Origin of the sequence: Kitasatospora sp. NPDC057940 (assembly GCF_042887425.1) — a bacterium.
GTDB lineage: Bacteria > Actinomycetota > Actinomycetes > Streptomycetales > Streptomycetaceae > Kitasatospora.
Window position 1 is genome coordinate 115,595 of the sequence record NZ_JBHVPH010000023.1, and the last position, 24,530, is coordinate 140,124.

General features: G+C 72.5%; 21 protein-coding genes and 1 pseudogene. 8 read left to right on the forward strand and 14 right to left on the reverse strand.

Annotated features, from left to right (window positions below):
* Nucleotides 1-43 precede the first annotated feature (43 nt).
* Together ACFVTF_RS28805 and ACFVTF_RS28810 are read right to left on the reverse strand one after the other, a co-directional pair.
* Complete coding sequence (locus tag ACFVTF_RS28805; protein ID WP_387817313.1) at nucleotides 44-1,480, reverse strand: aminopeptidase P family protein; 1,437 nt, start codon at nucleotides 1,478-1,480, stop codon at nucleotides 44-46.
* A gap of 237 nt (nucleotides 1,481-1,717) precedes the next feature.
* Nucleotides 1,718-1,879: pseudogene (locus ACFVTF_RS28810) on the reverse strand (DUF397 domain-containing protein); the annotation flags it as partial.
* 900 nt (nucleotides 1,880-2,779) lie between these two features.
* Here ACFVTF_RS28810 and ACFVTF_RS28815 point away from each other — a divergent pair.
* Complete coding sequence (locus ACFVTF_RS28815; RefSeq protein ID WP_387817314.1) at nucleotides 2,780-3,376, forward strand: GNAT family N-acetyltransferase; 597 nt, start codon at nucleotides 2,780-2,782, stop codon at nucleotides 3,374-3,376.
* A gap of 73 nt (nucleotides 3,377-3,449) precedes the next feature.
* Here the strand turns inward: ACFVTF_RS28815 and alaS are convergent, their stop codons facing one another.
* The 6 genes from alaS to ACFVTF_RS28845 all read right to left on the reverse strand — a co-directional run bounded on the left by alaS (nucleotide 3,450) and on the right by ACFVTF_RS28845 (nucleotide 9,895).
* On the reverse strand, nucleotides 3,450-6,110 hold the full coding sequence (gene alaS / locus ACFVTF_RS28820) for an alanine--tRNA ligase (protein WP_387817315.1): 2,661 nt from the start codon (nucleotides 6,108-6,110) through the stop codon (nucleotides 3,450-3,452).
* A gap of 233 nt (nucleotides 6,111-6,343) precedes the next feature.
* Nucleotides 6,344-7,012 carry an HAD family hydrolase gene (locus ACFVTF_RS28825; protein ID WP_387817316.1) on the reverse strand — a complete coding sequence of 223 codons (669 nt, stop codon included), beginning with the start codon at nucleotides 7,010-7,012 and terminating at the stop codon, nucleotides 6,344-6,346.
* Nucleotides 7,009-7,560 (reverse strand): orotate phosphoribosyltransferase, encoded by a 552-nt coding sequence (locus tag ACFVTF_RS28830; protein WP_387817317.1) that lies wholly within the window; start codon nucleotides 7,558-7,560, stop codon nucleotides 7,009-7,011. Before ACFVTF_RS28830 ends, ACFVTF_RS28825 begins: the two co-directional genes overlap by 4 nt.
* Nucleotides 7,557-8,156, reverse strand: coding sequence for an LOG family protein (locus tag ACFVTF_RS28835; RefSeq protein ID WP_387817318.1), 600 nt, complete (start codon nucleotides 8,154-8,156; stop codon nucleotides 7,557-7,559). The genes ACFVTF_RS28830 and ACFVTF_RS28835 overlap by 4 nt, the downstream gene beginning before the upstream one ends.
* The gene (locus tag ACFVTF_RS28840; protein ID WP_387817319.1) at nucleotides 8,153-9,025 is read right to left on the reverse strand and encodes a hypothetical protein; all 873 of its coding nucleotides are present in this window, start codon (nucleotides 9,023-9,025) and stop codon (nucleotides 8,153-8,155) included. Before ACFVTF_RS28840 ends, ACFVTF_RS28835 begins: the two co-directional genes overlap by 4 nt.
* Before the next feature lie 36 nt (nucleotides 9,026-9,061).
* On the reverse strand, nucleotides 9,062-9,895 hold the full coding sequence (locus tag ACFVTF_RS28845) for an aspartyl/asparaginyl beta-hydroxylase domain-containing protein (RefSeq protein ID WP_387817320.1): 834 nt from the start codon (nucleotides 9,893-9,895) through the stop codon (nucleotides 9,062-9,064).
* Nucleotides 9,896-10,266: 371 nt separating this feature from the next.
* Between ACFVTF_RS28845 and ACFVTF_RS28850 the strand changes: the two genes are divergently transcribed.
* Genes ACFVTF_RS28850 through ACFVTF_RS28860 form a run of 3 tightly spaced genes read left to right on the forward strand, consistent with a single transcriptional unit; the run spans nucleotide 10,267 to nucleotide 12,654 of the window.
* Nucleotides 10,267-11,676 (forward strand): hypothetical protein, encoded by a 1,410-nt coding sequence (locus tag ACFVTF_RS28850; RefSeq protein WP_387817321.1) that lies wholly within the window; start codon nucleotides 10,267-10,269, stop codon nucleotides 11,674-11,676.
* A gap of 23 nt (nucleotides 11,677-11,699) precedes the next feature.
* Nucleotides 11,700-12,404 (forward strand): GNAT family N-acetyltransferase, encoded by a 705-nt coding sequence (locus ACFVTF_RS28855; protein ID WP_387817322.1) that lies wholly within the window; start codon nucleotides 11,700-11,702, stop codon nucleotides 12,402-12,404.
* A complete protein-coding gene (locus ACFVTF_RS28860; RefSeq protein WP_387817323.1) occupies nucleotides 12,301-12,654 on the forward strand; it encodes a transposase in 354 nt (117 codons plus the stop codon). The genes ACFVTF_RS28855 and ACFVTF_RS28860 overlap by 104 nt, the downstream gene beginning before the upstream one ends.
* On the opposite strand, the gene ACFVTF_RS28865 is transcribed toward ACFVTF_RS28860, so the two are convergent.
* The 4 genes from ACFVTF_RS28865 to bioB are packed head-to-tail and all read right to left on the reverse strand — an operon-like array spanning nucleotide 12,641 to nucleotide 16,499.
* A complete protein-coding gene (locus ACFVTF_RS28865; RefSeq protein ID WP_387817324.1) occupies nucleotides 12,641-13,087 on the reverse strand; it encodes a hypothetical protein in 447 nt (148 codons plus the stop codon). The two genes, ACFVTF_RS28860 and ACFVTF_RS28865, sit on opposite strands and share 14 nt — an antisense overlap.
* Before the next feature lie 54 nt (nucleotides 13,088-13,141).
* Nucleotides 13,142-13,900, reverse strand: coding sequence for a dethiobiotin synthase (bioD, locus tag ACFVTF_RS28870; protein ID WP_387817325.1), 759 nt, complete (start codon nucleotides 13,898-13,900; stop codon nucleotides 13,142-13,144).
* Nucleotides 13,897-15,201: an adenosylmethionine--8-amino-7-oxononanoate transaminase gene (locus ACFVTF_RS28875; RefSeq protein ID WP_387817326.1), complete on the reverse strand. Its 1,305-nt coding sequence runs from the start codon at nucleotides 15,199-15,201 to the stop codon at nucleotides 13,897-13,899. Before ACFVTF_RS28875 ends, bioD begins: the two co-directional genes overlap by 4 nt.
* Nucleotides 15,202-15,230: 29 nt before the next feature.
* Nucleotides 15,231-16,499 (reverse strand): biotin synthase BioB, encoded by a 1,269-nt coding sequence (bioB, locus tag ACFVTF_RS28880; RefSeq protein ID WP_387817327.1) that lies wholly within the window; start codon nucleotides 16,497-16,499, stop codon nucleotides 15,231-15,233.
* 306 nt (nucleotides 16,500-16,805) lie between these two features.
* On the opposite strand from bioB, the gene ACFVTF_RS28885 reads away from it, so the two are divergent.
* Complete coding sequence (locus tag ACFVTF_RS28885) at nucleotides 16,806-17,657, forward strand: hypothetical protein (protein ID WP_387817328.1); 852 nt, start codon at nucleotides 16,806-16,808, stop codon at nucleotides 17,655-17,657.
* A 60-nt stretch (nucleotides 17,658-17,717) separates the two neighbouring features.
* Here the strand turns inward: ACFVTF_RS28885 and ACFVTF_RS28890 are convergent, their stop codons facing one another.
* The gene (locus tag ACFVTF_RS28890) at nucleotides 17,718-20,210 is read right to left on the reverse strand and encodes a DEAD/DEAH box helicase (protein WP_371522554.1); all 2,493 of its coding nucleotides are present in this window, start codon (nucleotides 20,208-20,210) and stop codon (nucleotides 17,718-17,720) included.
* A gap of 171 nt (nucleotides 20,211-20,381) precedes the next feature.
* Here ACFVTF_RS28890 and ACFVTF_RS28895 point away from each other — a divergent pair, with 171 nt between their 5' ends.
* Complete coding sequence (locus ACFVTF_RS28895; protein WP_387817329.1) at nucleotides 20,382-21,581, forward strand: 8-amino-7-oxononanoate synthase; 1,200 nt, start codon at nucleotides 20,382-20,384, stop codon at nucleotides 21,579-21,581.
* Nucleotides 21,582-21,645: 64 nt separating this feature from the next.
* Entirely contained in the window at nucleotides 21,646-22,194 is a 549-nt protein-coding gene (locus ACFVTF_RS28900; protein WP_387817330.1) for a hypothetical protein, read from the forward strand.
* Nucleotides 22,195-22,205: 11 nt separating this feature from the next.
* Here ACFVTF_RS28900 and ligD read toward each other — a convergent pair whose 3' ends face one another.
* Nucleotides 22,206-23,213 carry a non-homologous end-joining DNA ligase gene (gene ligD / locus ACFVTF_RS28905; protein WP_387817331.1) on the reverse strand — a complete coding sequence of 336 codons (1,008 nt, stop codon included), beginning with the start codon at nucleotides 23,211-23,213 and terminating at the stop codon, nucleotides 22,206-22,208.
* A gap of 144 nt (nucleotides 23,214-23,357) precedes the next feature.
* On the opposite strand from ligD, the gene ACFVTF_RS28910 reads away from it, so the two are divergent.
* Complete coding sequence (locus ACFVTF_RS28910) at nucleotides 23,358-24,419, forward strand: ATP-dependent DNA ligase (RefSeq protein WP_387817332.1); 1,062 nt, start codon at nucleotides 23,358-23,360, stop codon at nucleotides 24,417-24,419.
* The last annotated feature ends 111 nt before the right edge of the window (nucleotides 24,420-24,530 follow it).

Genomic DNA, 24,530 nt, shown 5'->3' on the forward strand with positions numbered 1-24,530 from the left:
GGCACCCGGGAGCTCCCGGGTGCCGCAGCTGTCGTTCCGGGGCTCAGCCGCGCAGTTCGGCGAGCCAGGCCTCGACCTCGGTGGAGGTGCGGGGGAGGCCGGCCGAGAGGTTCTCGTTGCCGTCCTCGGTGACCAGGATGTCGTCCTCGATCCGGATGCCGATGCCGTGGTACTCCTCGGGCACCGTCAGGTCGTTCTCCTGGAAGTAGATGCCCGGCTCGACGGTGAGCACCATGCCCGGCTTCAGCGGGCCGTCGACGTGCTCCTCGGTGCGCGAGTGGGCGCAGTCGTGGACGTCGAGGCCGAGCATGTGGCCGGTGCCGGCCAGGGTGAAGCGGCGGTGCAGGCCCAGCTCGTACACCTTGTCGGCGGTGAGGTCGCCGAACAGGCCCCAGGAGGTGAGGTGTTCGGCGAGTTCGCGCTGGGCGGCGTGGTGGAAGTCGCGGAAGTCGGCGCCGGGCTTCACCGCGGCGATGCCGGCCTCCTGTGCCGCGAACACCGCGTCGTAGACCTTGCGTTGCAGGTCGGTGAAGCGGCCGCTGACCGGGAGGGTGCGGGTGACGTCGGCGGTGTACAGCCGGTTGGTCTCCACGCCGGCGTCGAGCAGCAGGAGGTCGCCGGGCTTGGCGTGGCCGTTGTTGCGCACCCAGTGCAGGGTGGTGGCGTGCGGGCCGGCCGCGGCGATGGTGCCGTAGCCGACGTCGTTGCCCTCGATCCGGGCGCGGACGAAGAAGGTGCCCTCGATCAGCCGCTCGGGGGTCTCGGTGTCGGTGCCGAGGATGCGCACGACGTCCTCGAAGCCGCGGGCGGTGGCCTCGCAGGCGAAGCGCAGCTCGGCGATCTCGAACTCGTCCTTGACCAGGCGCAGTCCGGACAGGAAGACCTCGAACGCAGCGTCCCGCTCGGCGTCGGCCCGGCCCTGGAGGGACTGCTCCACGCCCGCGTCGTGGCGGCGCAGCACGCGCACCGGTCCGGTGGCCGCGCGCAGATCGGCGTGGACGGTGCGGACGTCCCGGCAGGGCAGGCCGAGCAGGCGCTCGCTCTCGGTCAGGCTGTTGCGGCGGCCGTCCCACAGCTCGCCGTGGTTGTCCAGCCAGAACTCGCCGTTGTCGGTCCGGGAACGGTCGCGCAGGTAGACGGCGGCCCGGTGGCCGGTGTCGCCGGTGGGCTCCAGGACCAGCACGGCGTCCTGGGACTGGTCGCCGGTCAGGTAGACGTAGTCGGAGGACGGGCGGAACGGGTAGTCGGTGTCGTTGGCCCGCACCTTCGGGTTGCCGGACGGGATCACCAGCAGTTCGCCGGGGAAGGCCGCGGACAGCTCGGCGCGGCGGCGGGCGGTGTGCGCGGCCTGCGGGATCGGCTCCAGGGCGCTGCGCTCGGTGTCGGCCCAGCCCTGCTTCATGTGCTCGGCGAGCTCGTCCGTGACGCCGCGGGTGAGGCCGTTCTTCCGGTACTTGATGGTCTCGGCGGGTTCGGTCACAGCAGACTCTCCAGGTGAGGGTGGTGGATGCGAGGCGCTTCGCTACGCTGACCTGCCCGGTACGTAACAAGCGTTATGTACGATATATCGAGCAGAGTTCGAAGAGAAGGGGTAGCCACCTCGCGGAACCGGCGGGCTTGGCGGCCAGGTCTTCCACCTGCGCAACGACAACGTCACCCGCGGCCTGGATCAAGTACGGCACCCCGACTGGGCCTCGCTGTTCGGCAACCGAAGATCTCAGACGGTGCCGAAGTCGCCGGACTTGACGCCAGCGACGAGGGACTGCCAGGCGTCGGTGCCGAAGGCGAGTCGAGGGCCCTCGGCGTCCTTGCTGCCGCGGACGGGTAGGAGGCCGGAAAGCCCGGGTGCGACCTCGATGCATTGGCCGCCGCCGTTGCTGTACGAGGACTTCGGTCAGGAAGTGGGCTTGACCGTCGCGATGGGGAACATGGCGTGGAACTCCTTGAGACGGGCGCGGATGAGGGCCAAAGAGTCCTCGCGTGAGAGGGCTTGGGCTTGGAGCCAATGGCAAGTCCCTGCGAGGGAGCGGATCTTGTCCTCGTCCTCGTCTTCATCGCCTCCTCGGCGGGTGGATTCGCGCTTGCCGCAGGGTGGATGAGGGTGCAGACATGACGGCGCGGGCTTCGAGAGGTCTCGAAGCCCGCGCCGAATCTTTGGGCCTTCGAGCCGCAAAGTGCTCCTGACCTGCACCAATACCTGTGCAGTCGGCCCTTCAGGCGACCGACGCAGACCGCTACTGCCCGTCGTTCTCCACCCGTTCTGGCACGGATCTGGCACGTGTCGGGGCCGCCCTGGAGGCGGCCGGCGCCCGGGCTCCCCGGACGCACGTCGATGCTGCCACGACCTGGGGGGCTTCCGAACTCCCCTTCGGCTGGACGGCCCCTGTTGGGCAAACGACGAGGAAGCCGAAGGCTTCAGGAGGCAGTCCCTACCTCAGGGGCCAGTGAATACCTGATCGTTCTCTCTGATCACCGCCCAGCTCCGGACCCGGATGCCCGCGGCCCGTGGGTGTCCCTGGCCGACCGTGACGATCACTCCTGCGACCGACTGTTCCTGCCTGCTGGGCGCTTCCTGGCCTGGTGGACGGAGCGGCGCGGGGACGCGCAGAAGGCCTTCGCAGCTATGCCGTGAACACCGTGCCGGACAGGACGGTGGCGAGGGCCTCGGCCACCTGTTCCATGCAGTTCAGAGCGGGGGCCAGCGGAGCCTTCAACACGATCACCTGGCGCAGCGCCTTGCAGTAGTTCGGCAGCGTGTCCCTGTCCGGCGGCCGGTGTCATGCCTGACGCCGTCGGGAGGCCTACTCGCTGCATCCGCGTAAGACTTGTTGTTGTGATCTTGCGCGGCATCCATGACCACTCCGCCGACTCCGAGCCAGGCGTCTGGGTACGACGCTTCGGCAAGAGTGATTCGGCGGAGGATCTCACTTCGCTACTGCACCGTGCGTACGCCGATCACACGGCAGCTGGTCGTAGGTTCTTCGCCTCGTACCAGTCCGTTCAGGACACAGCCCATCGAGTCGGTATGGGTGAGTGTTGGCTCGCGTTCTGGGGTGACGAGTTGGTGGGGTCGGTGACGGTGGCGGCCCCCCACATGACACCCGAGGACTATCCGGCTCCAGTAGGAGCGGGCTCGTTCTGGCAGCTCGCGGTAGATCCCGCGTGTCAGGGGATGGGCCTCGGGCAGCGGCTGATGGCCTTGGCGGAGGAGCGCATCGTTGCGCTCGGGTCCACGGTGGCTGTCATCGATACGTCGGTCGAGGCCGTCGAGCTGGTCGGCTGGTATCGCCGGCGGGGGTACGTGCCGGTCGGGACGTGGCGGTGGGATGTGACCAACTACGAGAGCGTGGTCCTGCTCAAGCATCTGGCGGCCTGACAAGGGGGGGCACGGGCTGGTGGAACCTCCCCCGGGGAAGGGAGGCCCCCAGCCCGTGCCGGGTGGCCTGGTTCTACTGCCCGAGGACTCGGGTCGCGTCCTGGGCGGCGAGGGCGAGGGCCTCGTCGAGGGCTTCGGTGATCCGTCCGCCGGCGTTGGCGACGGGGCCCTTGCCACCGGCTCCGCCGCCGACGGCGCGGGCGGCGGCGGTGAGGAGTCGGCTGGCCGGGAGGCCGGTGTCGTGGAGGCTGCGGGTGATGGCGGCGGCGAGGAGGGCCTTGCCGTTGTGCTCGGTGCCGAGGATGACGACGGCGTGGTCGCTGCCCAGGAGGTCGGCGGTGTTGGTGGCCAGCGTGCGGAGTTCGTCGGGGCCGAGGCCGGTGACCTTCTCGGTGACGATCCGGCCGCCGGGGACGGTGCGGGCGGAGGCGGCGAGTTGCTGGGCGCGGGTGCGTAGCTCGGCGTCGCGGAGGCGGGCGAGTTCCTGTTGGGCGGTGGTGAGGGCTTCGAGGCGCTTGCGGAGGGTGTCGGGGGCGTCGTGGGGGCGGGTGCCGAGGAGGGTGGAGAGTTCTTCGAGGAGGCGGCGTTCGGTGTCGTGGTAGGTGAGGGCGTCGCGGCCGGTGAGGGCTTCGATGCGGCGCAGGTTGGAGCCGATGGAGGCTTCGCCGAGGATGCGGACGGGTCCGGCGTTCGAGCCGTGGGGGACGTGGGTGCCGCCGCAGAGTTCGCGGGAGAAGTCGCCGATGTCGACGATGCGGACGTGGTCGCCGTACTTCTCGCCGAACAGGGCGGTGGCTCCGGCGGCCTCGGCTTCGGAGCGGGTGGCGTGCCAGATGCGGACTTCGGGGTCGTCGAGGAGGTGGTCGTTGACGAGGGCCTGGATGGTGGCGAGCTGGGTGGGGTCGACGGCGGAGAAGTGGGCGAAGTCGAAGCGCAGGCGGCTGGCGTCGACGAGGGAGCCGTGCTGGCGGGCGTGGTCGCCGAGGGTGCGGCGGAGCACGGCGTGCAGGACGTGGGTGGCGGAGTGGGAGCGGGCGACGGCGTCGCGGCGCGGGCCGTCGACGACGGCTTCGGCCTGCTCGCCGGTGCGGATCTCGCCTTCGCGGATGCGGACGGTGTGGACGTGGAGGCCCTCCAGGCCGAGCCTGGTGTCCAGCACCTCCAGGAGCGCGCCGTCGGTGGTGCGGATGGTGCCGGTGTCGCCGACCTGGCCGCCGGACTCGGCGTAGAACGGGCTGCGGTCCAGGACGAGTTCGAGCGTGCTGCCCTGGTCGGCGCCGGGCACGACGGTGCCGTCGGAGATGAGGCCGAGGACGGTGGCTTCGGTGTCGAGGCGGTCGTAGCCGGTGAAGTCGGTGCGGCCGTGGCGGGAGGACAGTTCGCGGTAGGTGTCCTGTCGGCGTAGGGCCTCGGCGGTCCTGGCCTTGCCGCCGGCCTTGGCGCGCTTCTGCTGTTCGGCGAGCAGGGTGGTGAAGCGGTCCTCGTCGACGGTGAGGCCGGCGTCGCGGGTGGCCTCGATGGTGAGCTCGAAGGGGAAGCCGTAGGTGTCGTGCAGTTCGAAGGCGGTCTCGCCGGTGAGCGTGGTGGAGCGGCTGTCGCGGTTGCGGGTGATGGCGGCGTTGAGGAGCCGGGTGCCCTGGGTGAGGGTGCGGGTGAAGGATTCTTCCTCGGCGGTGACGACCTGCTCGATCAGGCTGGCCTGGTGGGTGAGTTCGGGCCAGACGTCGCCGAGGTTGGTGATGACGCTGGCGGTGGTCGGGGCGAGGACGGGCTGGTCGATGCCGAGCATGCGGGCGTGGCGGATCGCGCGGCGCATCAGGCGGCGCAGGACGTAGCCGCGGCCGTCCTTGGCGGGCAGCACGCCGTCCGCGATCAGGTAGGCGATGGAGCGGGCGTGCTCGGTGACGACCTGGAAGGAGACCTTCTCCTCGCCGCCGGAGCCGCTGCCCGGGTAGTCGCGGCCGGCGAGTTCCTGGACGGTGGTGAGAGTGGGCAGCAGCAGGTCGGTGCCGCAGACGTTCTCGGCGTCCTGGAGGATGGCGGCGAGGCGGTCGAGGCCGAGGCCGGTGTCGATGCTCTGCTGGGCGAGGTCGCCGAGGATTGGGAAGGTGCCGTTGTCGTCGTCCTCGCCGCGCATGGACTGCATGAAGACGAGGTTCCAGATCTCGACGTACCGCTCGCCGTCGACGGCCGGGCCGCCTTCGCGGCCGAAGGCCGGGCCCCGGTCGTAGTTGAGTTCGGAGGAGGGGCCGCAGGGGCCGGGGACGCCCATGTCCCAGAAGTTGTCCGCGCCGAGGCGCTGGATGCGTTCGGCGGGGACGCCGATCCTGCGCCAGAGCTGTTCGGCCTCGTCGTCGTCCTGGTGGACGGTGATCCAGAGGCGGTCCTTCTCCAGGTGGTAGCCCTGGGTGAGGAGTTCCCAGGCGTAGGCGATGGCGTCGGCCTTGAAGTAGTCGCCGAAGGAGAAGTTGCCCATCATCTCGAAGAACGTGGCGTGCCGGTTGGTGCGGCCGACGTTGTCGATGTCGGAGGTGCGGGCGCACTTCTGGATGGTGGTGGCGCGGGGATACTCCGGGGTGGCCTCGCCCAGGAAGTAGGGCTTGAACTGGTTCATGCCGGCGTTGGCCAGCAACAGGGTCGGGTCGGAGGGGATGAGCGGGCTGGACGGGACGTGGCGGTGGCCGCGCGAGGTGAAGAAGTCCAGGAAGGTGGAGCGGATCTGCGTCGAGCGCATGGCGGTAGGGCCCTCACGGAAGATTCGTGGAGAGGTGGGGGGTGATCACACGCCGAGCCGGACCGAGAACGAGGACTGAGTGGTTCTCAGTTCTCCAGCTCGGCGCAGATAGCTCGCGCCCCCACGGTGTAGACCATGACTCCGGTTCCGGTATCCATCGCTCTGAGGTGGCGCAGCCGACAACGGCGCAACGGTCCGCTGCGACTGCGCCACCAACAGTAGCGGCTCCGGGGTCAAGATCGCTCGGAGTTGTCCTCCTGACGGCCGATGCCGACCAGGAGGGGCAGGACGAAGGCGGCGTGGTCTGCGCGGGGCATCACGAGGTGGGCCCCGGCACGGGTGAGGGCCTCGGGGCCGGCGAAGCCCCAGCCGGCGCCGACGGCGGTGACACCTGCGGCGTGGGCGGCGCGGATGTCGGTCTCGGTGTCGCCGACGAAGATGCCTGCTCTCGGAGTGACGTCGAGCCGGTCGAGGGCGAGCAGGACGCCGTCGGGGGCGGGCTTGGGCTGGGCGTCCTCGTAGCAGACGACAGTGTCCAGCTGGTCGAGGATGCCCTGCGGCAGCAGCCAGTTGACCCGTTCGCGGCTTCGCAGGGTGACGATACCGGTGCCGACTCCCGCCTCGCGGAGCGCCACAAGGGTCTCGGCGACGTACGGGAACACCTCGGGGGTCAGGGTGGCCGTGGCGCCCGCCGCGGCCCAGCCTTCCTCGTTGACCGGTCCGTCCAGTCCGAGGTCGGACAGGACGTACTCGCGCGGGGTGGTCGCGGCGTCGGCCGGGAGGTCGGCGACGGTCACCCGCTTGCCGAGGGCGGCAGTCGCATAGCCTGCCAGGGTGGCGAGTTGTGCGTCTCGGCTGTCGACGAGAACGCCGTCGAGGTCGAAGAGCACGGCTCGCTTCACGCGGCACCACCCGCCCGGGGTGACGGCAGGTCGGCCTCGGTGAACAGCGAGTTCAGGGTGACGCGGTGCTCGGCCAGCAGCATCCGGCCGCCAAGCGGGCGCTCCAGGACACAGAGCGCGTGGGTGACCGGTCCACCCGTCATCCGCAGGATGCGTGCCATGTGGAGCAGTTGTCCGCCGGAGCGGACCACGTCGTCGACGAGGACGATCTGTCGGCCGTTGATGGTGGCACCTTCGACCTGGTGGAACGATCCGTAGCTCTTGGGCTTGCGGCGCACGAAGACGGCGGGCAGGCCGGTGGCGGCGGACAGCGCCACGACGAGGGGGATGCCGCCGAGTTCGATGCCGGCGAGCACCTGGGCGTCGTCGGGGACGAGGTCGGCCATGGCCGTGGCGGTGTCGCGCAGGAGCGCGGGGTCGGAGGCGAGCCGGTACTCGTCGAAGTACGCGTCGAGCCGGCCGCCGTCGGCGAGCTTGAACGGGGCTTTGACGCACGCGGTTTCGGCGAGTCGGGCGGCGAGGCCGGCCGGCGGGGTGCGGGTGGTCATGCTCCTCCGATCGGGGTGGTGTCGAGCGTGGCGAGGTGGGCGCGGAAGGCGTCGGCGGACTCGACGGTGGTGAGGAAGCCGAGCGGCCGGGTCGGGGTCTCGTACAGCCACCGCTCCTCGCGTAGGAAGGCGAGCAGGCGAAGGGCCGACGCGCCCGCGAGACAGACCGGCACGGGCCGGATGGTGGTCGCGTAGTAGAGGGCGGCGGTCAGTTCATGGAGGGTGCCGACTCCGCCGCCCATGGCGACGATCAGGTCGGCGTTCTCCAGGTAGTGGTTGAGGCGGGCTCCGGGGTCGGGCAGGTGGACGGACAGGGTGGTGTGGGGGTTGAACGCGCCCCACTCGTCGTGCTTGCCGGTCAGCGTGACGGCGGTGACCGTGGCTCCCTGGCCTCCGGCTCCGCGGGCGGCGGCCTCCATGAGCCCGTTGTAGCCGCCGTGCAGAAGCTGGTAGCCGGCCTGGGCGAGGGCCCTGCCGATCTCCTCGGCCAGCGTCTCCTCCTGGGCGGAGGTGGGGACGACGCCGCCGAAGAAGACTGCGGTCAGGCCCTCGCGGGCCCGGCTGGCGGCCGGGCCCGCGAGGTGGAGTGCGTTCACACCAGCTCCTGGTATGTGCGGTAGGCGGCGACGGCGTCGTGCAAGCCGTCGAGTGCCTGCGGGCAGGCCCTTTCGGCCAGGGCGAGCACCCGCTCGATCGCCTCGGTGACGTCGGCTGCCTCCGGGATGGCCGGGCCGCTGATCGCGGCGTCCAGGTCGCCCAGGCAGGCGCGGCCGATCGGGGTGACGGCGATCTCCTCGCGCAGCTGGTACCAGCCCCAGAACCGCGAGGCGGGGGCCAGGGCGGTCTTGATCAGGTCCTTCGTGGCCGTGTGCAGCCGGTGCCACTCGGAGTACGCCACGAACCGCTGACCGCGCTTGATCCGCTTGTGCAGGAGAACGGCCAGCACCAGGTGCTCGATCAGCAGCTCGGCGCAGGAGCGCGGCCGGGCGAGGAAGGCGGCGGTGAAGCTTTCGGCCGCCGCGACGTCCGGCGCGGCGACCGGTCCGGGCCGACGGTCGAGGAGGACGGCGGTGCTGACCGTCCCCTGCAGCCGCGGAATCCGGGAGGCCGGTGCGACGTAGAGGTCGATCTGGTGGAGCTTCCCCTCGTCCGGGACGAGGAAGACCATCCCGACGCCGCCGAGGTCGGCGACGATCGTGTCGCGCCAGCCGGGCAGCAGGGCGCCGGCCTCGACCGGCATCAGGGTGTCCAGGGCCTCGACGAACGACGGGAACCGGGCGTCGTGGACGCCGGCGACGAAGTCGACGTCGGACAGGCGGTCGGCGGTGCCGTGGGCCAGCGACCCGCGGACCATCAGGTGGGTCACCGCCGGGGAGGTGGCCAGGATGTCGGCGAGCTTCGACAGCAGCGGCAGTTGCGCGGGCCGGTTGGCCTGGGTGATCGCCGCCAGTTGCAGGGTGGGCATGCGCTTCTTCCTTCCGGGCGTAGGTGCGGGCTGGGATCAGGCGGGGATGGCCAGCAGGCGGCGCTTGGCGGTGTCCCAGCGCGTCGCGGCCTCCATGTCGCCGAGGGAGGTGTGCAGTTCGGCGATCAGGTCGTAGACCGTGCCTTCCGGCAGGGCGTAGGTGTAGAAGAGCCGCAGCAGCATCCGCTCGGCCGCCTCTGTGTAGCCGAGGGTGGCCATGTTGCGGGCGCTCTCCAGCCGCGCGGCCAGGACCGTCTGGTCGGCGAGGGGCAGCGGCTCCGCGACCACCGGGCTGAGCGCGGGGCGGCGGGCCAGGTGGCGGTAGGCGTCGTCGGCGTACACGTCGGCGATCAGGTGGATCCGGTCCGGGCCGAGCAGGTTGCACACCCCGTGGGCGTACGTCGGCGTGAGCCGCCAGATCCGCCCGCCCGTCATGTGCACCTTGGTGCCGCCGGTGACCAGGAAGGCGGACCTGTTGGTGTGCAGCGGGACGTGCAGCCGGTGCCGCTCGACCTGGTCGAGTTCGTCGTAGTCGCGGTGCTCCCAGAGGAAGGCGTTGCCCTCCAGCCGGGCGAGCCGCACCCACATGAAGTCCAGGCCGAGGTCGGCCAGGAACGCGGCGGTGGCCGGCATCCGGCCCAGCAGGTCGGTCGGCCGGGCCGCGCAGTCTCCGATCGTCACGTCAGCGGCGTCGCCGGAGGCGTTCATCAGCGAGGTGGTCCACCAGCCGCCGGACTGGTAGGCGCCGTACTCCGCCTTCCAGGGGGCCTGGGCGGTCAGGGCTTCGTGACGCATCCGCTCCAAGTGGGCGGAGTCCACGGCGTCCAGCTGGGCGATCTGCCCGGCCAGAGCGGTCAGGGTGTTGTCCATCGGTTCCCTCCCGTTGCCGGCTCGCGGCATGGCGAACCGGAATGCACGTGGTGCTGGATGGGCTCGATCGGGCGCCGATCCCAGCGCCCTTGATCTCACGCTTCGCTGTCGGCGATGCACGGACAGCGAGGTGGCGTTCAGGATGGCGGCGCCAAGTGCGGCACCGATACGACGCGGCAGCCGTCACTGTCCCGCCGTCCCGAAAGGCGAACCATGTCGGTATGCGACATGACTGCCGTCACGGCCGCCGTCATCTGGGCTGAGACGACCTCGAACGGGTTTCCTGTCGAGCGACCATGGCTATCGTCAGAACAGACGAACGGGGACGGAGATGATCCGCGGTGGCTGAAACTCCCACACTCCTACGGGTTTTGACGCTTCAGCGACACTGGCAGGTCTACGAGACCTTCCGTCTCCGGTTCGAGGCGACGGCGAACTCGGCCGCCGAGCAGGAACGCGACCCCCGGCTCCGGGGCCTGTCGGTCTCCAAGCGGCAGTTCGAACGCTGGTACGGCGGCGCGGTGAAGACCCGCCCCTACCCGGACCAGTGCCGGGTGCTGGAGGCCATGTTCGGCGTCGGCGTGGACCAACTCCTCGCGCCCGCACCGGCCGGCCCCGTATCCGTGTCCGCTACCACCGCCTCGTTCGCCGTCCCGCCACCACGGCCGGTCCCTGTCCTCCTCCCACCCGAGCAGGCAGCGGCACTGTCTGTCGGTGGCCCGTTCAGCAGCGAGCCCCGCTTCGACGCGGGCACCACGGAATTGGAAAGGCAGGTCACGATGGCGGCTCGTCGTGCACTTCGATTCACCGCGATGGCGGAGGGCAGCAGCATTGGCTCGGAGACCCTGGGTCAGATCAACGACGAGGTACGGCGGCTGACCATCGCCTACCCGAAGCTGGCATTGCCGACCCTGCTCGGCGACCTGGTCGAGGTCCAGGACCTCACCTTCCAACTGCTGGAACACGGACGGGTCAAGCCGGCGCAGGCCCGGGAGCTGTACCTGCTCGCCGGGATCACCTCCGGCATGCTCGCCAAAGCCAGCCACGACCTGGGCAACCCGAGCGCAGCCATGATGCAGGCCCGCACCGCCTTCGTCTGCGCCGACAACGCCGACCACCACGCCATGCGCGTCTGGGTCCGCTCGCTCCAGTCGCTGATCTCCTACTGGGCCGGCCGCCCCAGTGAGGCCGCCGACTACGCCGCCCTCGGACAGGGCGCCATCGGCAACGTCCACGGCACCACCAGCGTCTGGCTGGCCTGCCTCTCCGCCCGCGCCCACTCCCTCCTCGGCGACGGCGAGGCCACCCGCACCGCCATCCGGCAGACCGAGGAGGCCCGCGCGACCGTCGAACCCGACGACCTCGACGCCTTCGGCGGCATCATGACCTTCCCGCTGCCCCGCCAGCTCTACTACGTCGCCGAGGCCACCGTGCAGCTCGGCGAGGACGCGGCCCTCGGCGAAAGCCAATCCGAAGCCGCCGTCGCCGCCTACCGCGACGCCACCGAGGACGAGTGGGCCTTCGGCGACCAGGCCGGCGCCCAGACCGACCTCGCCCTCGCCCGCGTCGCCCGCGGCGAGATCGAGGGCGCCGCCGAGGCCGTCCGCCCCGTGCTCGACCTCCCCGTCGAACAACGGAACTTCGGCATTGTCAGCAGCGCCCAACGCGTCCACGCCGCCCTGCACGGCGCCGGCCGTCGCAGCAGCGGCGGCGCGGCGGCCGGTCTGCGCCAGGAGATCGAGGCCTTCACCGCCACCCCCACTTCGGCCCTCGTCCGGTGACACCGCGGATAGGCTCCGCAGCCATGACCCCACTCCACCTGACCGGCCCCAACCTGGCACTGCGCGAAGTCGAACCCGAGGACACCGACGACCTCCTGGCCATCTACGGCGATCCCGAGGCCACCCGGCACCTCAGCTTCGAACCCCGCACCCGCGAGCAGGTCGAAGCGATCACCGCCCGCTCCATCGACTCCGCGCACGTCACCCCGCGTACCGAGTACTGCCTGGCCGTGACCCGACGCGGTGAGCACCAGCTGATCGGCTACGCGCGCCTGGCCACCGAGCCGCAGCAGGCCGCCACCATCGGCTTCGCCCTCCACCCGGCCGCGTGGGGCAAGGGCCACGGCACCGAGACCGTCCACCTGCTCTGCGCCCTCGGTTTCAACGGTCTCGGCTTGCACCGCATCTGGGCCGCACGATCACCGCTCAACGAGGCCTCCGCCCGGACCCTGCTCCGGGCGGGGATGACCGAGGACGGCCGCATCCGCGACCATGTCTTCGTCCACGGCGCCTGGCGCGACTCGATCACCTACTCCATCCTGGAGCACGAGTGGGCACCGATCGACGGGTTGGAAGCGGACGACCGAGCTGCACCGTGCCGGGAAGCTGGACTGGTCGCGGGCGGTGATCGATGGCTCTCACCACCAGGCCCGTCGGGGCGGCCCAAAACAGGCCCGAGCCCGGTCGGCCGCCGCCCGGCCGGGCTCCAAGCACCACGTCATCACTGACGCGCACGGCACCCCGCTCGCTATCACCCTGACCGGCGGCAACCGTCACGACGGCACCCAATTGCCGCCACTGCTGGACGCGATCCCACGTATCCGTGGTGCGCGAGGCCGGCCGTGCCACCGGCCTGGACAGCTTCATCCGAGGCACGGGCGAGCACCTGGCGCACGGCGGTGCGCCAGGTGCTCGCGGTCGGTGCCTTCTCGGTGGAGACGCTGGGCCTTGGGAAGTTCCGGTGTCAGGCGCCGTTGAGGGCGTAGGTGCGGAAGGTGGCCAGCAGGGGGAGGACTTCGGTCTGGCTCGGGTCCTCGGTCACGGCGCGCATGGAGTCGATCACCGCGCGGGCGATGGCCTTGGTCGCCGCCAGGTCGTCCCGGGGCGCGAGGGAGCCCCAGGTCTTCAGGGACTGGGTGAGCAGGGCGCTCATCCGGGCGCCGATGTTGGAGCTCACCGCGTCGGAGAGTTCGGCGAGCTCCTCGTCGCTCATGGTGGACCGCAGGCCGAAGGCCAGGGCCATCAGGGTGTCCATCGCGTGCTCGCCGTACGCGGCGACCAGCGCCGGGAGCGACCGCTCGTCCGCACCGCCCGCGGCGAGGGCGGAGAGCGCCTCGTCGTCGTCCTTCCACGCAGCCTCCAGGGCGGCCAGGGCCCGAAGAGACTCGTCTACCGTCATCCCGTCTGTCATGGGAGGAACCGTATTGAGCCCGTAGCGTCCGAACCCAGGGTTCGGGCGCCGGAATCACCCCTTCGAGCGAAGCGGGGCCTGTTCGGGCCGGTGGGAGTGCGTGAAGTGCTCCGCGTCCCAGGTGCCGCCCAGCTCGGGGGAGAGCGAGGCGAGGGCGAGGGCGGCGAAGTCCGCGGCGGCCGCGGCGCGTTCCGGCAGGGCGCCGAGCAGCGGGGCGCCGGCCGAGCGCGGCAGGTCGGCGAGGTTGCACCGTTCGGCGAGCCCGGGGGCGGTGGGCCAGGAGCCGACGAGCACGCCCGCGAGGGGGAGCCGGCGGGCGGCCAGGGCCTCCGCCGTGAGCGCGACGATGTTCAGCGTGCCCAGTCCGGCGGAGGCGACGAGCAGGACCTCGGCCGGCAGCCCGGCGTCCAGGACGGCCCGGGCCTGGTCGGCCAGGGTGCGGCCCTCGTCGTCGTAGCGGACGAGCAGCCCGCCGGCGCCCTCGACCAGCACCAGGTCGTGCGTGGCGGCCAGTTCGGCGACGGCGGCGGCCACCTCGGCGGGGGAGAGGAAGGGCATCCCGGCCCGCCGGGCGGCGGTGTCGGGCGCCAGCGGCTCCGGGTAGCGGACGAGCTCACTGATCGTCAGTTCGCCTGCCAGGCGCCGGACTTCGTCGGCGTCGCCGGGCTCGCCGGGGGCGATCCCGGTCTGTCCGGGCTTGAGCACCGCGACCCGCAGGCCGGCCCGCAGCGCGGCCGAGGCGACGGCCGCCGTGGCGACGGTCTTGCCGACCTCGGTGTTGGTGCCCGTCATGAACAGGATCCGCGTGCTCATCCGGCCACCGCCGCAGCGGTCACGGCGTCGGCGATGCGTGCCACGTCCTCGTCCTCCGTCACGTAGGGGGGCATGGTGTAGATCAGGTCCCGGAAGGGCCGCAGCCAGACGCCGGCCCGGGCGGCCGCCTCGGTGGCCGCCGGGACGTTCACCGGGTGGTCCAGCTGGACGACGCCGATGGCGCCCTGGACCCGGACGTCCCGGACGCCCGGGAGGCCGGCGGCGGCCGCGAGCCCGTCGGCCAGTCCGGCCTCGATGCGCTTGACCCCGACCGCCCAGTCCTGGCCCAGCAGCAGCTCCAGCGAGGCGTTGGCGGCCGCGCAGGCCAGCGGGTTGCCCATGAAGGTCGGCCCGTGCGCGAGCACCGGCATCTCGCCGCGGCTGATGCCGTCGGCGATCTCGCCGGTGCACAGCGCGGCGGCGAGGGTCAGGTAGCCGCCGGTGAGCGCCTTGCCCAGGCACATCACGTCCGGCGAGACGCCCGCGTGGTCGGCGGCGAACAGCGCGCCGCTGCGGCCGAATCCGGTGGCGATCTCGTCGAAGACGAGCAGCACCCCGTACCGGTCGCAGAGTTCGCGCAGCATCCGCAGGTAGGCGGGGGAGTGGAACTGCATCCCGCCGGCGCCCTGCACCACCGGTTCGACGATGACGGCGGCCAGCTCGTCGGCGTGCCGGGCCATCAACTCCTCGAACTCGGCCGCGTACCCGGCGTCGAGCGGGGCGTCGAACCCGGCCGGCGGCTGCGGGGCGAACAGCTGCCCGGGCAGCACCCCGCCCCACAGGTGGTGCATCCCGCCGTCCGGATCGCAGACGGACATCGGGTGGAAGGTGTCGCCGTGGTACCCGCCGCGCCAGGTCAGCAGCCGGCGCTTGGCCGGGCGGCCGGTGGACTGCCAGTACTGGAGGCACATCTTCATCGCGACCTCGACGGCCACCGAGCCCGAGTCGGCGAGGAAGACGTGCTGCAGCGGCTCGGGCGTGATCTCGACCAGCGTCGCCGCCAGCCGGACGGCGGGCTCGTGGGTGAGCCCGCCGAACATGACGTGGCTCATCCGCCCCAGCTGCTCGCGCACGGCCTCGTCCAGCACCGGGTGCCGGTAGCCGTGGATGGCCGCCCACCAGGACGACATCCCGTCGACGAGCTCGCGCCGCCCGCCCGCGACGGGCTCGGCGAGGCGCAGCCGGACCCCCGAGGCGGATTCGACCACGTACGGGGTGGCGGTGCCAGGCATCGGCCCGTACGGGTGCCAGACGTGGGCGCGGTCGAGGGCGAGCAGCGTGTCCGCGGACAGCTGGGGCATGGTGCGTCAGTCTCCAGAGCTATGAACTGTCAGGCATTGGGCGCGAGTTCGGTGCCGGCGCCGCGCAGCCGGACCTTGACGAGGTCGCTGCGCAGCTCCCCGTCCGAGCCGTCCGAGCCGTCCGAGCCGCCCGAGCCGCCCGGGCCGCCCGAGGTGCCCGAGGCGGCGTCGTCGGCGTCGACCGCGACGGCGGCGTCGGCCGGGGCGTGCGCGTGCCCGCCGCACGGGCCGCAGCCGCCGCCGCTGCCGCAGGCCGAGGCCGCGGTGCCGCAGGAGGCGGCGGCCGCGACGTCCGCGCGGTGGCGGGGCAGGGTGGCCTCGCCGGCGCCCTCGACCTCGAACCCGGCGTCCTTGATCATGTCGAGGTCGGTCTGCCCGGCCTGGCCCTCGCTGGTCAGGTAGTCGCCGAGGAAGATCGAGTTGGCGAGGTGCAGGCCGAGCGGCTGCATCGAGCGCAGGTGCACCTCGCGGCCGCCGGCGATCCGCACCTCGGTGTCCGGGTTGACGAAGCGGACCATCGCCAGGATGCGCAGGCAGCGCTGCGGGCTGAGGTTCCACTCCTTGGCGAGCGGGGTGCCCTCGAACGGGATCAGGAAGTTGACCGGGACGGAGTCCGAGCCCAGCTCGCGCAGCGCGAACACCACGTCGACCAGGTCCTCGTCGCTCTCACCCATGCCGGCGATCAGGCCGGAGCAGGCGGACAGGCCCGCGCCGTGCGCCTTCTGCACGGTGTCCACCCGGTCCGCGTAGGTGTGGGTGGTGGTGATGTCGCCGTAGGTCTTCTCGGAGGTGTTGAGGTTGTGGTTGTAGGCGTCGGCGCCGGCCGCCTTCAGCCGCTCCGCCTGGTTGTCGGAGAGCAGGCCGAGGCAGACGCAGATCTCGACCTCGGGGTCGGCGTCCTTGATGGCGGCCATGGTGTCGGTGACCCGGTCGATGTCGCGGTCCGTGGGGCCGCGGCCGCTGGCGACCAGGCACACGCGCTTGGCGCCGCCGGCCACCCCGGCGCGGGCCGCCTCGGCGGCCTGGTCGGGCTTGAGCCAGGTGTACTTGAGGATCTCGGCCTTGGAGCCCAGCCGCTGCGAGCAGTAGTTGCAGTCCTCCGGGCAGAGCCCGCTCTTGAGGTTCACCAGGTAGTTGAGCTTCACGCGTCGGCCGAACCACCTCCGGCGGACCTTGCCGGCCGCGGCGACGACGTCCAGCAGTTCGTCGTCGGTGGTGGCGAGGACGGCCAGCGCCTCCTCGCGGGTCGGGACTTCGCCGCGCAGGCCCTTGGCGGTGAGGGTATCGAGCAGATCCATGGGGCCGATCCTGCCTGGTGGCGCTCGAATGGCGCCAGAGGGAACCCGCCAGAAGATCGGCGGAAGGATGTGCCACTTGCCACAGTGTCGAAGCTCACGGTGTCGCCGCTGGTCACGAGCTTGACGCCGGGGCGAATCGGAGGTTACCGGCCGGTAGGAGGTGGCTGTGGCGAAGGGCCGGGGAGGTCGGCGCGGGGCGATCGCCGGTACGCGCGCCGGACGGTCGCGGACGCCCGCGCACGGCGGTGACCGGCAACCGCCCACCCAGTGATCCACGCCACCCGACGGTTGCTTAGAATCTGCGCCATGACCACGCAGGGGGAGCGCACCCCGACTCCGGGAGAGGGCCAGAACGGCCAGGCAGTGCGGCGGACCGGCGGGGCCCCCGCCGGCGCGGGCACGGACCTGATCGGCAGTCGGGGCGGCGGCAGGGGCAGGCGGTTGACGGCCCGCCGGGCGGTGGGCTGGGTCGTCGTGGTGGGAGTGGTGGCCGCCGGCGGATGGATCATCACCCGCCCGATGCCCGGCGACTACATACCCGGGCTCGGCCCGTCCACCAAGGACGCGGCCAGGACGCCGCCGGTGGTGGGGACCCCGCCGCCGCGCACCGACCCCGAGGGGCTCAACGCGGACACCTTCTTCCCGCCCCAGCGCCCGGTCGAGGTCGGCGCCTACAAGGCCCGGCGCGGCGGCATCCGGCAGGGCGGCAACTGCACCGAGGTGCTGCAGGACCGCACCCAGGAACTGCTCAAGGACACCGGCTGCCAGGCCTACCTGACCGTCAGCTTCACCGGCCAGGACCGCCCGGTGCTCAGCAGCGTCACCGTCCTGCGCTTCGGCGACCAGGCCGCCGCCACCCGGGCCGCCGACACCCTGCGCGGCAAGCCCGGCGCGCTCGCCTTCATGCTTCCGGACACCAACCCCGCCCCCGCGCCGTCGTCCGGCGGGCCCAAGTCGGCCGAGCCGCGGGTCGAGGCGGTCGGGCACTACGTGACGGTGGCGAGCTCCCGGCTCAGCGACGCCCGCACGCCCGGCCCCGGCGCCGCGTCCACCCCGGCCGCGACCTCGTCGGGCCCGGCGCTCACCACCGAGCAGGCCCTGGAGGAGGCGACCCGCGCGCTCTCCTACGCGGCGGGCGCGCCGTTCGTCTGGATGTGACGCCGCGCCGGCCCCCCGCTCCGGGGGGCCGGCGACTCCACAGCGGGAGTCGACGGACCGTCAGCCGCCCAGCCGGTCCACCGCGGTGACCCGCAGCACCGCCCGGCCCTCCTCGTCCGAGCCGTACAGGTCGACCTCGGCGCTGATGCCCCAGTCGTGGTCGCCCTCCGGGTCGTCGAAGATCTGCCGGACCTTCCAGGCGGAGTCCTCCTCCTCGATGATCAGCATCTTGGGGCCGCGCGCGTTCGGGCCGGTGCCGAGGTCGTCGTACTCCTCCCAGTACCCGTCCATGGCGTCCGCCCAGCGGTCCGCGTCCCAGCCGTACGAGCCGTCCAGCTCGGCGAGCTCCTCGTAGTGCTCCAGCGCGCACAGCTCGACCCGGCGGAACAGCTCGTTGCGCACCAGCACCCGGAACGCCCGCGCGTTCGCCGTCACCGGCGCCGGCTTGTCGTCCAGCGTCACCTCGGGGGCCTGCGGGTCCGTCGGGTTGGCCAGCTGCTCCCACTCGTCCAGCAGGCTGGAGTCGACCTGGCGGACCAGTTCGCCGAGCCAGGCGATGACGTCCTTCAGGTCGTCGGTCTTCACGTCCTCGGGGACGGTCTGCTCCAGCGCCTTGTACGCGCTCGCCAGGTAGCGCAGCACGATGCCCTCGGTGCGCGCCAGCTCGTAGAAGCCGACGTAGTCCGAGAAGGTCATCGCCCGCTCGTACAGGTCGCGGACCACCGACTTCGGCCTCAGCTCGTGGTCGCCGATCCACGGGTGCGCCCGGCGGTACACCTCGTACGCGTGGGTGAGCAGCTCCTCCAGCGGCTTCGGGTAGGTGATCTCCTGGAGCCGCTCCATCCGCTCCTCGTACTCGATCCCGTCGCGCTTCATCTCGCCGACGGCCTCGCCGCGCGCCTTGTTCTGCTGCGCGGCGAGGATCTGGCGCGGGTCGTCGAGGGTCGCCTCGACGACCGAGATCACGTCCAGCGCGTACGAGGGCGAGGTCGGGTCGAGCAGTTCGAAGGAGGCCAGCGCGAAGGTGGAGAGCGGCTGGTTGAGCGCGAAGTTCTCCTGGAGGTCGAGGGTGAGGCGCACGATCCGGCCCTCGGCGTCCGGCTCCGGCAGCCGCTCGACCACGCCGCCCTGCAGCAGGGAGCGGTAGATCGCGATCGCGGTGCGGATGTGCCGGCGCTGCGCCGCGCGGTCCTCGTGGTTGTCGGTGAGGAGCTTGCGCATCGCCTCGAAGGCGTTGCCGGGGCGGCCGATCACCGACAGCAGCATCGCGTGGCTCACCTTGAACCGGGAGACCAGCGGCTCCGGGTCGGCGCCGATCAGCTTGTCGAAGGTCTCCTCGGTCCAGCCGACGAAGCCCTCCGGCGCCTTCTTGCGCACCACCTTGCGCTTCTTCTTCGGGTCGTCCCCGGCCTTGGCGATCGCCTTGTCGTTCTCGATCACGTGCTCGGGCGCCTGCGCCACCACCTGTCCGACGGTGTCGAACCCGGCCCGGCCGGCCCGCCCGGCGATCTGGTGGAACTCCCGGGCGCGCAGGATCCGCACCCGGTTGCCGTCGTACTTGGACAGTGCCGTGAACAGCACCGTACGGATCGGCACGTTCACCCCGACGCCCAGCGTGTCCGTCCCGCAGATCACCTTCAACAGGCCTGCCTGGGCGAGGCGTTCGACCAGCCGGCGGTACTTCGGCAGCATGCCCGCGTGGTGCACGCCGATGCCGTGGCGCACGAAACGGGACAGGTTGCGGCCGAACTTGGTGGTGAAGCGGAAACCGCCGATCAGGTCGGCGATGGCGTCCTTCTCCGCCTTCGAGCACATGTTGATGCTCATCAGCGACTGCGCCCGGTCCACCGCCTCCTTCTGCGTGAAGTGCACCACGTAGACCGGCGCCTGGCCGGTCTGCAGCAGCTCCTCCAGGGTGTCGTGCATCGTGGTGCGGCGGTACTCGTAGAACAGCGGCACCGGGCGGGTCGTGTTGCGCACCACCGTCGTCGGGCGGCCCGTCCGGCGGGTCAGGTCCTCCTCGAAGCGGCGCACGTCGCCGAGCGTCGCCGACATCAGCAGGAACTGCGCCTGCGGCAGCTCCAGCAGCGGGATCTGCCAGGCCCAGCCGCGGTCCGGCTCCGCGTAGAAGTGGAACTCGTCCATGACCACCTGGCCGACGTCCGCCCGGAGCCCGTCGCGCAGCGCGATCTGCGCCAGCACCTCGGCCGTGCAGCAGATGATCGGCGCCGTCGGGTTCACGCTCGCGTCGCCGGTCATCATGCCGACCTGCTCGGTGCCGAACATCTTGACCAGGTCGAAGAACTTCTCCGACACCAGCGCCTTGATCGGCGCCGTGTAGAACGTCCGCTTCCCCTCCGCCAGCGCCGCGAAGTGCGCGCCCGCCGCGACCAGGCTCTTGCCCGAACCGGTCGGCGTCGCCAGGATGACGTTGTTCCCCGACACCAGCTCGATCAGCGCCTCCTCCTGCGCCGGGTACAGCGTGATCCCGCGCTCCTCCGCCCACGCGGCGAAGGTCTCGTACAGCGCATCGGGCGTGGCGGGCTTCGGCATCAGATCAAGGAGGGTCACCCGGCTATCTTGCCTGCTCGCCGCCACCCCGGGCAAAGCCCGCCCTCCGCCGGCACCCGCCCCGGGACTGTCCGGATCGCTGCACCCGCGGCCGCGAAGCTGTGCGCGGCCGCACATTGATCGCGGCGGCGGGGCCGTGCCAGAGTGCCGGGCATGGTCCAACCGCTCGCGTCCGGAACGCACACCACCGACCCGGCCCCGGCGGCCGTCTTCGACTGGCTCGACGAGGCCGCCGAGCTGCGGGCCGAGGCCGGGCTGACGCGCCGGCTGCGCAGCCGCGCGGCCCAGGACCCGGTGCTCGACCTGGCCGGGAACGACTACCTGGGGCTGACCAGGCACCCGGCGGTGACGCGGGCGGCCGCCGAGGCTGCGCTGCGCTGGGGCGGAGGATCGACCGGGTCGCGGCTGGTGACCGGGACGACCGCGCTGCACACCGAACTGGAGGAGGAGCTCGCCGCGTTCTGCGGGGTCGAGGCGGCGCTGGTGTTCTCCTCCGGGTACACCGCCAACCTGGCCGCGCTGACCGCGCTCACCGACCCGGACACGCTGATCGTGTCGGACGCCTACAACCACGCCTCGCTGATCGACGGCTGCCGGCTCGCCCGCGCGGACGTCCACCGGGCCCCGCACAGCGACCCGCAGGCCGTCCGGGAGGCGCTGGAGCGCCGGACGCAGCGGCGGGCGCTGGTGGTCAGCGACTCGGTGTTCTCGGTGGACGGCGACGCCGCCCCGCTGGCCGGGCTGTCCGCCGCCGCCCGGGCGCACGGCGCCGCGCTGCTGGTCGACGACGCGCACGGGCTGGGCGTCCTCGGCCCCGGCGGCGCCGGGGCGCTCGCGGCGGCCGGGCTCGCCGGGCAGCCGGACACCGTCGCCACCGTCACGCTCTCCAAGTCGCTCGGCTCGCAGGGCGGCGCCGTGCTCGGGCCGCGCCGGGTGATCCGCCACCTCACCGAGACCGCCCGCACCTTCATCTTCGACACCGGCCTCGCCCCGGCCGCCGTCGCCGCCGCCCTCGCCGCGCTGCGCCTGCTGCGCGCCGAGCCGCACCGCGCCGACCGCACCCGCGAGGTGGCCCGTGGCCTCGCGGCCCGGCTGACCGCCGCCGGGCTCCGGGCCTGCGAGCCGGACGCGGCCGTGGTGTCGGTGCGCGCCCCGGGCGCGGAGGCCGCCGTCGCCTGGGCCGCCGACTGCCGGCGGGCCGGGCTGGCCGTCGGCTGCTTCCGCCCGCCGTCCGTCCCGGACGGGGTGTCCCGGCTGCGGCTCACCGCGCGCGGGGACCTGACGGACGCGCAGCTCGCGGAGGCGGTCCGGATCATCGCCGAGCTGGCGCCGGAGGGCGCCCGGGTCGGCTGACACCCGCCGGAAGGGACGCGGGGCGGCCGCCCGCCCGGCCGCCCGTGCAACCGTCCGGCCGTCGGTGGCGTCACCCAACGGGGGTGAGTCGATGGGGGTGGCGGTGCGGCGGTGGGGGCCGGTGGCGGCCGGGGTGCTGTTGGCGGTGCTGGCCGGATGGCTGGTGGGCGGGCCGGTGCGGCAGTTCGGGCAGGCGGCGGGGCTGGTGGGGACGCCCGGGATGTTCCGTGCGGAGCGGTGTCTGATCCCGGCGAACGAGGACGGCCCGCATCCTTCGGACTGCCGGGGCGTGTTCCGCCCGGACGGCGGCGGCCCGGCGCACGAGCACGCCCGGATGTGGGCGGGCGCGACGGTCGGCGAGGACGTCTGGGCGGTGTGCGAGGGCGACGAGTGCCACCTGGTGTCGGACGCCGAGGTGGCGCGGACGGTGATGCTGCTGGGGCTGGCCCTGGCACCGGGTGTGGCGGGCGTGCTGCTGACCGGCGTCGGCCTGCGCGCGGGGCGGGTCGGCCGGGGGCTGCTGCTCTCCGGCGCGGTCGTGGGCGTCCTGCTGCTCACCCTGGTGGTGCTGGGCGGCGTCCTCTGGTTCGTGCTGGCCATGACGGGGGTGTGAGCCCGGCCGGCCTACGCCTTGCGGGCCCGGCTGGGCTGCACCCGGGGAGGCTCGCCGGCCGCCTTGGGGTGGTCGGGCGGGTACGGGAGCTCGCCGAGGCCCTCGTCGCGCAGCTGCTTGTCGTACAGCTCCAGCAGGGCGTCCAGGCGGTACGCCCGGCCGTCCATCTCGGCGTTCAGGTCGCCGAGTTCGGCGAAGCGGGCGGGGACGGTGTGCAGGTCGAAGTCCTCGGGGGAGGCGTCGTCCAGCTCCTCCCAGCGCAGCGGGGTCGAGGCGGTGGCGCGCGGGCGGGCGCGCAGCGAGTAGGCGGAGGCGATGGTGCGGTCGCGGGCCATCTGGTTGTAGTCGACGAAGATCCGCTCGCCGCGCTCCTCCTTCCACCAGGCGGTGGTGACCTGCCCGGGCATGCGCTGCTCCAGCACCCGGCCGAGGGCGATCACCGCGTGCCGGCCGTCGGTGAAGGTCCACTCGGGCACCAGCGGGACGTACACGTGCAGGCCGCGCCCGCCGGAGGACTTGGGCCAGCCGCGCAGCCCGTACTCCTCCAGCAGGGCGCGCAGTTCGTGGGCGGCGCGGACGGCGTCGTGGAAGTCGGTGCCGGGCTGCGGGTCGAGGTCGATGCGCAGCTCGTCGACGTGCTCGGTGTCGGAGCGGCGGACCGGCCAGGGGTGGAAGGTGAGGCAGCCGAGGTTGGCGGCCCACAGCACGGCGGCCGGCTCGGTGGGGCAGATCTCGTCGGCGGAGCGGCCGCTGGGGAAGCTGATCCGGGCGGTGGGCAGCCAGTCCGGCAGGCCCTTGGGGGCGCGTTTCTGGTAGAAGAACTCGCCGTCCACGCCGTCCGGGAAGCGTTGCAGGGTGGTGGGCCGGTCGCGCAGTCCGCGCAGGACCCCGTCGGCGACGGACAGGTAGTACTGCGCGACGTCCAGCTTGGTGAAGCCGCGCTCGGGGTAGTACACCTTGTCCGGGTTCGACAGCCGGACGCTGCGCCCGGCGACATCCAGTTCCACGGCTGAGCCCATGCTCCTCACGCTAAGGGTGCCGTGCGCCGCGCGCGTCTTTTCGCCGTGGGCCCTTTTCGCCGTGGGCCCTTCTCGTCGCGCGGCCTTTTCGTCGGGCGCCCTTTCGTCGCGCGCCTTCCGGCCGTGCGCGCGAGGATCGGAGCCATGGACCTGCCCGTGATGCCGCCGGTCGCGCCGATGCTCGCCAAGTCGGTGGCGAGGATCCCGCCGGGGATGCAGTACGAGGCCAAGTGGGACGGCTTCCGGACGATCGTGTTCCGCGACGGCGACGAGGTGGAGCTCGGCAGCCGCACCGGCAAACCGCTGACCAGGTACTTCCCCGAGCTGGTCGCCGCGCTGCGGCGGGAGCTGCCGCCGCGCTGCGTGCTGGACGGCGAGGTGGTGATCGCCCGGGACGGCCGGCTGCGGTTCGAGGAACTGCTGGAGCGCATCCACCCCGCGGCGAGCCGGGTGCGGCTGCTCGCGGAGCGGACGCCCGCCTCCTTCATCGCCTTCGACCTCCTCGCGCTCGGCGACGCCCCGCTGCTGGACGAGCCGCTGTCGGTGCGCCGCGCGGCCCTGGAGACGGCGCTCGGCGCCGCCCGCGACCCGGTGTTCACCGCCCCCGCCTCCACCGACCGGGACGTGGCGCAGACCTGGTTCGCCGAGTACGAGGGCGCCGGGCTGGACGGCGTGGTGGCCAAGCCGCTGGACCAGCCGTACCGGCCGGGCGAGCGGACCATGTTCAAGATCAAGCACGAGCGCACCGCCGACTGCGTGGTGGCCGGCTACCGCGAGCACAAGAGCGGCCCGGTGGTCGGCTCGCTGCTGCTGGGCATCAACGACGCCGAGGGCCGGCTCCAGCACGTCGGCGTCTGCGCCGCGTTCCCGATGGCCCGCCGCCGCGAACTCGCCGAGGAGCTGGCCCCGTTGCGGATGACCGACCTCTCCCGCCACCCGTGGGGCGGCTGGGCGGACGAGGCGGCGCACGCCGAGGGCCGACTGCCGGGCGCGGTCAGCCGGTGGACCGGCGGCAAGGACCTCTCCTGGGTCGCGCTGCGCCCCGAGCGGGTGGTCGAGGTCGCCTACGACCACATGGAGGGCACCCGCTTCCGGCACACCGCGCAGTTCCGCCGCTGGCGGCCGGACCGCACGCCGGAGAGCTGCACCTACGCGCAGCTGGAGGAGCCCGTCTCCTACGATCTGGCTCGCGTCCTGGGCAGTTGACGGCGCGTCGGAGGCCCGGCCCGGTGATCCGGCGGCGGGCCCGGTACCGGGGGCCCCCCGCGGGCGGGTCGCCGCGGGCCGGGGCGGGGGCTGCGGGGGACGGGGTAGGCC